This is a genomic window from Veillonella sp. R32, assembly GCF_010093125.1.
In the GTDB taxonomy this organism is placed as follows: domain Bacteria; phylum Bacillota; class Negativicutes; order Veillonellales; family Veillonellaceae; genus Veillonella_A.
This window is the reverse complement of the sequence record NZ_NMZQ01000036.1, coordinates 1-7,460: the sequence shown is the minus strand read 5'-3', so window position 1 is coordinate 7,460 and position 7,460 is coordinate 1. Positions and strand designations below refer to the sequence as shown.

The window sequence follows — 7,460 nt, the reverse complement described above, 5'->3', positions numbered from 1 at the left end:
TAAATTATAGAACCTTTTTTATTTAATATAAAGTAAAAATATTACTTTAACCCTAATATAAGCTTAAAATCACTATAATATATTACTTCCAACGCTCCGCTACAACGTTCTCTAATCCTCTTACTCCACTTTGCAAGAACTGTCCCTGCACATTAGGCATAGAGCTTAGCATCATCAAAATAGCTTTTACTTTTTCACTAGTCTCCCTATGTGACACATATGAAGCCGTTGTAGTAGCCGTACGTCCCGCCCCGCAAGCTAACTCTTGATTGTCTATTCCTACTAAAACAACCATGGCTTTGTCAGGTTGTTTAGCCTGCCAATCAACTAACTCTTTATACATTAAACTTTGTAAGATTTCTCCATCCATTTGCCATTGATTCGACCAAGTTGCTAATAATAATAAAGAGTACGAATTCAAATTACTGGTCCAAATCTGGCTTAATGGTTGTTTAAATGTCAAAGCTAAGGGCCGATGTTCCCAATCGCTTTGAAGTGCTGCTTCAGCAATGTCTTTATAATACGTTTCATCCTCTTTTAGCATCGTCAGCGGATTATACAACAAGGACCAACTAACAATGGAAGGATGATTTTTATCACGAGTAATTAAGGAGTCTATCGTTTCTTTATGAGTATCTAGGAGTCGCGATTTTATATCACTTTTACTAAAATTAGCCTCGCCAGTTTGAAGATCTTTCGCCTGTAACCCCGCTGCTGGCATTTCAGCTACTACCAATACACCACATTCATCCGCCAATTGTAAAATTTCAGGTGCCAAAGGTCGGCCATTACTAAAAATACAATTGCCGCCAGTCGCTAATACTTGAAGTAATTGCTGTTTCGCTTGCATTAAATTCGTTGTGAGCTGACCATCTAAGCCTGTAAATTGCCGCCCTTTCAAACGAATAACAGTCCCATTTAAGGTAAAATTGCCTGATTCAATAGCCACCGTACGAATACCAATACGCAAAGCATACATGTCATGCTGTTTACCAAGCCGACTGACTTCTAATTCTAAAGTATATAAATACCCTTCACCTATGATCCAAATATGAGGGTTTTCTACAACTAATTTGGCATTACCACCTACACCAGTGGCTGCAATACGCCCTTCACGATCGCGGAGTGTAGCTGTTACCAAACAATTGCCTTGCACATGTGCCATATATTGCACGACTGCCTTTTCAGCGGATAATTCCACAGTCTGCACCATCGCATCAGTTAACCGTGTCGTCGGCACCGTATACAGCGTTACATTGCCATAAATTCCACTTGGCACATCATAGTCAAAATTAGGCTGATTAATACGTCGTCCTTTAGGTGATGTAATAACCTGCCCTGCTGGCAACGAATAAGCAGACAATTCGTTATTTACTTTTACCACTATGCGGTTGTCTTCCCCATAACGAAGTTGGCGCGTCACATTTAAAACAGTCGTAATAAAGGCCCCTTCATGGCGCCCCGCTTCCATACCATTCACATATACGACAGCTCGATTACCGATACCGTCAAAACGCAAAAATACATCCGAGCCTAGCCATCGTTTAGGTACAAATACACTGCGCTCATACCACATGGTACCGCAGTAGGTACGTTCTTCAGGACTTACAAATAAATCCTGCAACGCCGCCGGAACTGGCACCGACATTTGCCGTGCTACACCAGTTTCATAGGTTTTATCCTTCGTTTTATCGAAGGCAAAAAACCAGTTGCCACGCAAATCAAACGAGTCACGAAATGCGTTGTCTACAGGCTGCAATAATTCCATCGTACTCATCAAAGACTCCTCCTATGTTCTCTTATAAGTATATACTAAATGACCATACTTATTCAATTGAATTATGAAGGAAATTCTGTTTACAGTGTACATTTTTTCACCTATACTAAAAGAAATGTACTAAATTTTGAAAAAAGAAGGAGATATATTTCATGAAACAGTATACAACAGTCATTTTTGATTGCGATGGCACGATTTTAAATACCCTAGATGATTTAATGGATACAATGAATTATGTATTAACCAAGCATAACTTTCCTACTCGTTCTTACGATGAAATTCGCAGTTTTGTTGGCAATGGCTTAGCTAAATTAGTAGACCGTAGTGTTCCTACAACGAATCCACCTATTAGCGAAGATAAAAAAACAATTATGCTACAAGAGTTCAAAACCTATTATGCCGACCATTGTAACGATAAAACAGCACCCTATCCTGGTATTTATGAATTATTAACAGCATTAAAAGAAAACGGCTATAAATTAGCCGTCGTATCAAATAAAGTGCAAGAAGGCGTTACTGCCCTAAATAATCAATACTTTAAAGATTATTTTACCGTCGCCATTGGTGAAACTCCGGACCGCAAACGCAAACCAGAGCCAGACATGGTACTAGCTGCCCTTGAAGCCTTGCAAAGTACACCCGAAGAAGCTATCTATATTGGTGATTCCGAAGTCGATCTAGCTACTACGAAAAATTCTGGCCTACTCCCTATCGCTGTCACTTGGGGATTTAGAGATGAAGAAGTGCTTAGAGAGCTCGGTGCTAACTATATTGCTAAAAAGCCGGAGGATGTATTAAAGATTTTAAAAGAACTAATTAAAAAATAAAAATATGCGATTCGTTATTCATTCATTTTTGCCTTGTCACTTTATCACTTTTATTTTATAATTATATTACAATTATTTCAAAATACAAAAGTTTATTTGAGGTAGATGTTATGAAACGAATATTATTACTTTTTACCTTATTTTTATCATTTTTTAGTTATAATTTTGCCTATAACTATATTATGGTTAATGATTTAAATACTACTAAAGGTACATTGATAGATGTTCGTAGTATATATGCTCGTGAACGTGACACTCGTTTCCAAAAAGGTTCTACTTGGATAGATCCTCACAGCCTTATGGATATAAACGATTTTTTAAAATTAAATATCTACAACAAAGAGCAGCCTTTTATTATCTATTGTTCTTGCCCAAATGATGAATATTCAATTGCCATGGCCGAACTTATGGACCGGGAAGGATTTACTCATGTCTATATTCTAAAAAATGGTTGGGATAAACTAGTAGAAAGTACATATTTTATTCAGTAGGAGGTATACACCATGAAAAAAATGAGTGCCATTTGTTTATTAGCTATATTTTTCTCTATGATGGCAACTCCCATATTTTCAGCCATCGACTATTCTTCACTAGTAGCCCAGCGAGGTTGTTGCTCTCACCATGGTGGTGTAAAAGGCTGTAATAGTAGCGGTCGTACCATTTGTAATGATGGCACCCTTTCGCCTACCTGCCGTTGCTAATTAATCATACCATTTACCTTGCAAGAGGTTGTATAAAATACAGATGTTTTACCTGTTATTTTACTACAATCTCTTATTCTTTTTTATACCGCTTTACATCAGTACAACCATTCTTTTAAAATACAATTGTTTATTTTACTTCTTGTTTACTATATAATTAAAGTACTATATAAATCTGCTTTAACCTATTGATTGTTATATTTTATATATCCCCATTAAGGAGACTCTTATGACTAAGAAAAAGAACAAACCTCATACCAATTCCTCCCTTCTAGCACCAGAAGCACTGACTGAGCTTGAGACACCACCTGAATTTCTAACATATTTAAAATCAATTGGCAAAGAACACATATCACCTTTAGAATATGGCAACTATATAGAAGACTTTTTAAAACGTTTCTTATCGGGAGAAATTCAACCTCAAATTGATGATTTTGATGATACTACACTAGACTTTAGCCGTAATATGTTACATAGTCATAATAAGACACTCACTGCAGCAACAGCTAAAACTAGTGACGACTATTTTGAACTGGCTACTCAAATAACACTCCCTAATGTACGCTTACGCTATCTACGCAAAGCGCTAGAGCTTGATCCACTTAACTTTGATGCTACTTCTATGCTAATCAACTTAAAAGACTTATCTTCAGAGGATTTAGTCAAAGAATATGGTAAAGCTTATACTAATGCCAAAAATCTGCTCACCAAAGAGGGTTATATGACAACAGATTGTATTGGTGATTATTGGCTTATTTTAGAAACACGCCCTTTTATTCGCCTATTACATAACTATATAATTACCTTAATCAATACCAATCGCTTATTAGATGCTATAGACCGTTTAAAAGAAGCTCTTATTTTTAATACCAATGATAACCTAGGCTTACGCTACGATCTTATTCACCTATACGTCAAACTACAACGCTTTGACGAGGCCTTAGCTTTACAAGAAAAATATAAAGATGACGACTGTTTATCAATGCTATTACCTTTATCCGTACTCTACTATACAACAAAGAATTATACTAAAGCACGTAATTTGCTGAAAAAATTGGACTTATCACAAGATTGCTTTGATGTTTTCAACGCTATAGATGGTTATGGCTTAGCTAACGCCATGGCAGAACTTCTACCGGCTACGCAGCCAGTTGTATATCAACTAAACTCTGTAGAAGAACTATTAATTACCTTAGAAAATTATTCCTATCTATACAGAGATTGTCAAAGCTATTTCGAATGGGCTTCTAGAGAATTGGAAAAGTTAAATAAAAAAAGGTAAACTATAATTAATTCAAAAAGAGGCTATGTCCTAATTGCTGGGTTTAAATCCACATTTAGGATATAGCCTCTTTTTAGTTGTTTTACTTGATAACATTAACCAATTGTTCCGTAAAAAGAATAAACACCATATTATTAAGCTAGATTTTTTCTAAAGTACTCTGGTGCTATTTCTTCAAAATCAGTCATATCATAAAATTGTTTATCTGCAACTTTCATAATTTTCTTTTGCACAGCTTTGGATAACTTATCATAAGAATCATGCACTACAACACTTGTAAACGGATAACTAGCTTTTTGTAAAGAAAGAATTGTAATAATTGCATCCTTTGTCTTAGAGTCTCCACTAGTAGGAAATAAAAAAATAGACTTGCCGTTATTTTCAAATGCATAATTAACTACTGTATCATCATCTTGTTTTAGAGGTTTAAAATTAATCTGCGGAAGATATTTATCTAAAGATGTTTTAACATATTTGTCAAACTTTTCATAAAAAATACTAGCTACAGATTTCCGTTGCATTAATGTTAAACTCAATACACCTGAAACTAATTGTGTATATTGCATAATGTTATTAAATAACTGTTCTAAATTACTCTGTAACGAAATAATTCCCGTTTCCAAATCAATTTGACCATGATACTGATATACAACCCGATTTAACAACTGTATTTTCTTCCCTGTATCTAAATCAAATGTATAAGATAAACGCATTAAGGTTAAACCACAGTCTACAATAGTAATCTTATTATTCCCATCAATTTGTAAAAATATATCAAACATATCACCATCAGGATGAAATATTGGTATCATCAATTGATAAAGCCCTGAGCGTCTTTCTATGAGTGCAAATTGATTAGCAAAAGATTCTTTTAATTTATTTTCTATACGACTCAAATCCATAATACCATTTCACCCCCCTTTATTTTAAAACAATGTCACATTCCATGCATTAGGAAAATATTGTTTAACATCTAAAATATTACAAGTTGTAAGAAAATAATACAAGGCACTATCAAAAGTAGAATAAGCATCTGTAACTTCTACACTTTTTTCTACTGAATAAAAAGTTCCATTATATTTATCTAATTTACACCGATGAACATGTGTAACAAAATGAATCTCCATACTTAGATTGCCTCCATGAGGTCCGTTACATCTAAATAATATAGGATTATCGTCAAAATCAGAACTTAATAATTGCAAACCTATAGAGTAATCTTCTGGTAATATATCATTTTGTCGAAGAAAAACTCTGAAACGCTCATCATAAACATCACTATACACTTCAAACGATTTACGTTTAGAACCATTACGTGAAATAAAATTTCTCTCTAGCTTCTTAATTATTCTCTTAGGCGTACTAATTAAAGTATCCAAATATACTTGAGTAATCTTACCCTCTAACAACTTATCATATCTCCTTTCTAGAAGATACTCATTATAATCAACTTTATTATAAAAGTTCTCCTTTAGTATAGCAACTATTTATTATTTTATTGCCCAATTTAATCGTCCAATATACACTAATCCTCAATTTACAAAATCAGTTAAGCAAACATACATTCTTTATTTTATTATACGCCTTCAATAACGAGTTAACAAGAGGATTATAGAACAAATATACACTCTTTCTATATTTAGTAATCTTTAGTTGAAGTATACAAAAAATTCAAATTATATTTTACTACGCTATCTGCTCTTCCATTAAATCATTAGCAAAAATTCATATTTAAAAATTATCATTCTAACTTATTTTTGATAAATTTTTTAATTTCAATTAAACTCAAACTTTCCGCATCAACTTTACTCATAAATTCGTCTTCACTCATATCTTTACTTATACTACGATTATTAGTAGAGTACCACTCCAAATTCTTATTATTCGGTTCTACATAATCTTCTTTATCATATTTATTAGCTTTTTTAATTTTATTGATGAAATTAATTATTAGCTCTATTTCTGCTATTTTGTTTTTTAAAACATCTTTATAAGGACTTCTCTCTATTAATTTTTTACTATAGCTTAAATCATTTAGAAAAAATTTTTCAACCTCTTCCTTAATAACATATTTACTCAAATCTTTACAATTAAAAATAATATCAATCTCTTTTTCTCTATAAAAACTACTATCAATATAACCCAATCTTAAAATCATTTTATAAAACAATCCTTGAAATTCAATAAAGAAAATATTATCTTCCATGTTTTGATCTATTTTTAATAATACAATATCCTGCATAAACTTTATTGCACATGATTTTAATTGATTTTTCCTTATCCCTTCCATAAAATACAAAATATCCTCAACAAATGATTTACGCAAATATCCCTTACACTCATTTTTCATAAACATAGAAAAAATATTTTTATATACTATCTCTTGTTCCTGAGAAGTCCATCTAAATGAAGCTATATTTATAGCTTTAAATATAGCTACCCATTCACTATATCCCATAAAAACTATTGTATTGGTACGTTCAATACCTTGATAAAAACGATTCATTAAATTATTAACTTTATATTGCCAATTAACATCATTTTCCATCAAAATATCTTTTATTTTATCGGCGGTATATAAATATTCACTACGTCCTTCAACACCTGCACATATAATTGAATAAAATTGACTCTGTAAATTTACTAAAGAAATTTTATCCTGTACGTCAGATAAATAATTAACTAAGTAATACTCCTTTTTTCTTTCCTCATACGAACTATTATTATCGATATTATATTCAAATACACTTTCTTCATTATCTAATTGTTTATCATTGTTTAATTCTATAAAATAATCTAAATTTAATACATAAAATGCTATTATAGACTGTAAATTCAATTCATTATTATCTATGATAGTATAAAATATTTTG

The 7,460-nt window shown here is 32.4% G+C and carries 8 protein-coding genes; 4 read left to right on the top strand and 4 right to left on the bottom strand.

Annotated elements, in window-relative coordinates; all coding sequences use genetic code 11:
- Positions 1 to 82 precede the first annotated feature (82 nt).
- A complete protein-coding gene (locus VER_RS07890; protein WP_162100293.1) occupies positions 83 to 1,777 on the bottom strand; it encodes a sugar-binding domain-containing protein in 1,695 nt (564 codons plus the stop codon).
- A 152-nt stretch (positions 1,778 to 1,929) separates the two neighbouring features.
- Between VER_RS07890 and VER_RS07885 the strand changes: the two genes are divergently transcribed.
- The 4 genes from VER_RS07885 to VER_RS07870 all read left to right on the top strand — a co-directional run bounded on the left by VER_RS07885 (position 1,930) and on the right by VER_RS07870 (position 4,587).
- Entirely contained in the window at positions 1,930 to 2,604 is a 675-nt protein-coding gene (locus VER_RS07885; RefSeq protein WP_162100292.1) for an HAD family hydrolase, read from the top strand.
- A gap of 110 nt (positions 2,605 to 2,714) precedes the next feature.
- Positions 2,715 to 3,095, top strand: coding sequence for a rhodanese-like domain-containing protein (locus tag VER_RS07880; RefSeq protein ID WP_162100291.1), 381 nt, complete (start codon positions 2,715 to 2,717; stop codon positions 3,093 to 3,095).
- A gap of 12 nt (positions 3,096 to 3,107) precedes the next feature.
- Positions 3,108 to 3,305 carry a hypothetical protein gene (locus VER_RS07875; protein ID WP_162100290.1) on the top strand — a complete coding sequence of 66 codons (198 nt, stop codon included), beginning with the start codon at positions 3,108 to 3,110 and terminating at the stop codon, positions 3,303 to 3,305.
- Between the two features lie 229 nt (positions 3,306 to 3,534).
- Positions 3,535 to 4,587, top strand: a complete 1,053-nt coding sequence (locus tag VER_RS07870) for a hypothetical protein (RefSeq protein WP_162100289.1) — start codon at positions 3,535 to 3,537, stop codon at positions 4,585 to 4,587.
- Positions 4,588 to 4,721: 134 nt separating this feature from the next.
- Here VER_RS07870 and VER_RS07865 read toward each other — a convergent pair whose 3' ends face one another.
- The 3 genes from VER_RS07865 to VER_RS07855 all read right to left on the bottom strand — a co-directional run.
- Positions 4,722 to 5,489, bottom strand: a complete 768-nt coding sequence (locus VER_RS07865; RefSeq protein WP_162100288.1) for a DUF1828 domain-containing protein — start codon at positions 5,487 to 5,489, stop codon at positions 4,722 to 4,724.
- A 24-nt stretch (positions 5,490 to 5,513) separates the two neighbouring features.
- Complete coding sequence (locus VER_RS07860; RefSeq protein ID WP_162100287.1) at positions 5,514 to 5,996, bottom strand: hypothetical protein; 483 nt, start codon at positions 5,994 to 5,996, stop codon at positions 5,514 to 5,516.
- A gap of 332 nt (positions 5,997 to 6,328) precedes the next feature.
- Positions 6,329 to 7,460, bottom strand: a 1,132-nt coding sequence (locus VER_RS07855; protein WP_162100286.1) for a hypothetical protein, incomplete at its 5' end; no start/stop codon positions are given.

What these genes read in the sequence shown, in the direction of transcription:
- VER_RS07890 (WP_162100293.1), bottom strand. Translation starts at nt 1,777, where the DNA reads ATGAGTACGATGGAATTATTGCAGCCTGTAGACAACGCATTTCGTGAC.
- VER_RS07885 (WP_162100292.1), top strand. Translation starts at nt 1,930, where the DNA reads ATGAAACAGTATACAACAGTCATTTTTGATTGCGATGGCACGATTTTA.
- VER_RS07880 (WP_162100291.1), top strand. Translation starts at nt 2,715, where the DNA reads ATGAAACGAATATTATTACTTTTTACCTTATTTTTATCATTTTTTAGT.
- VER_RS07875 (WP_162100290.1), top strand. Translation starts at nt 3,108, where the DNA reads ATGAAAAAAATGAGTGCCATTTGTTTATTAGCTATATTTTTCTCTATG.
- VER_RS07870 (WP_162100289.1), top strand. Translation starts at nt 3,535, where the DNA reads ATGACTAAGAAAAAGAACAAACCTCATACCAATTCCTCCCTTCTAGCA.
- VER_RS07865 (WP_162100288.1), bottom strand. Translation starts at nt 5,489, where the DNA reads ATGGATTTGAGTCGTATAGAAAATAAATTAAAAGAATCTTTTGCTAAT.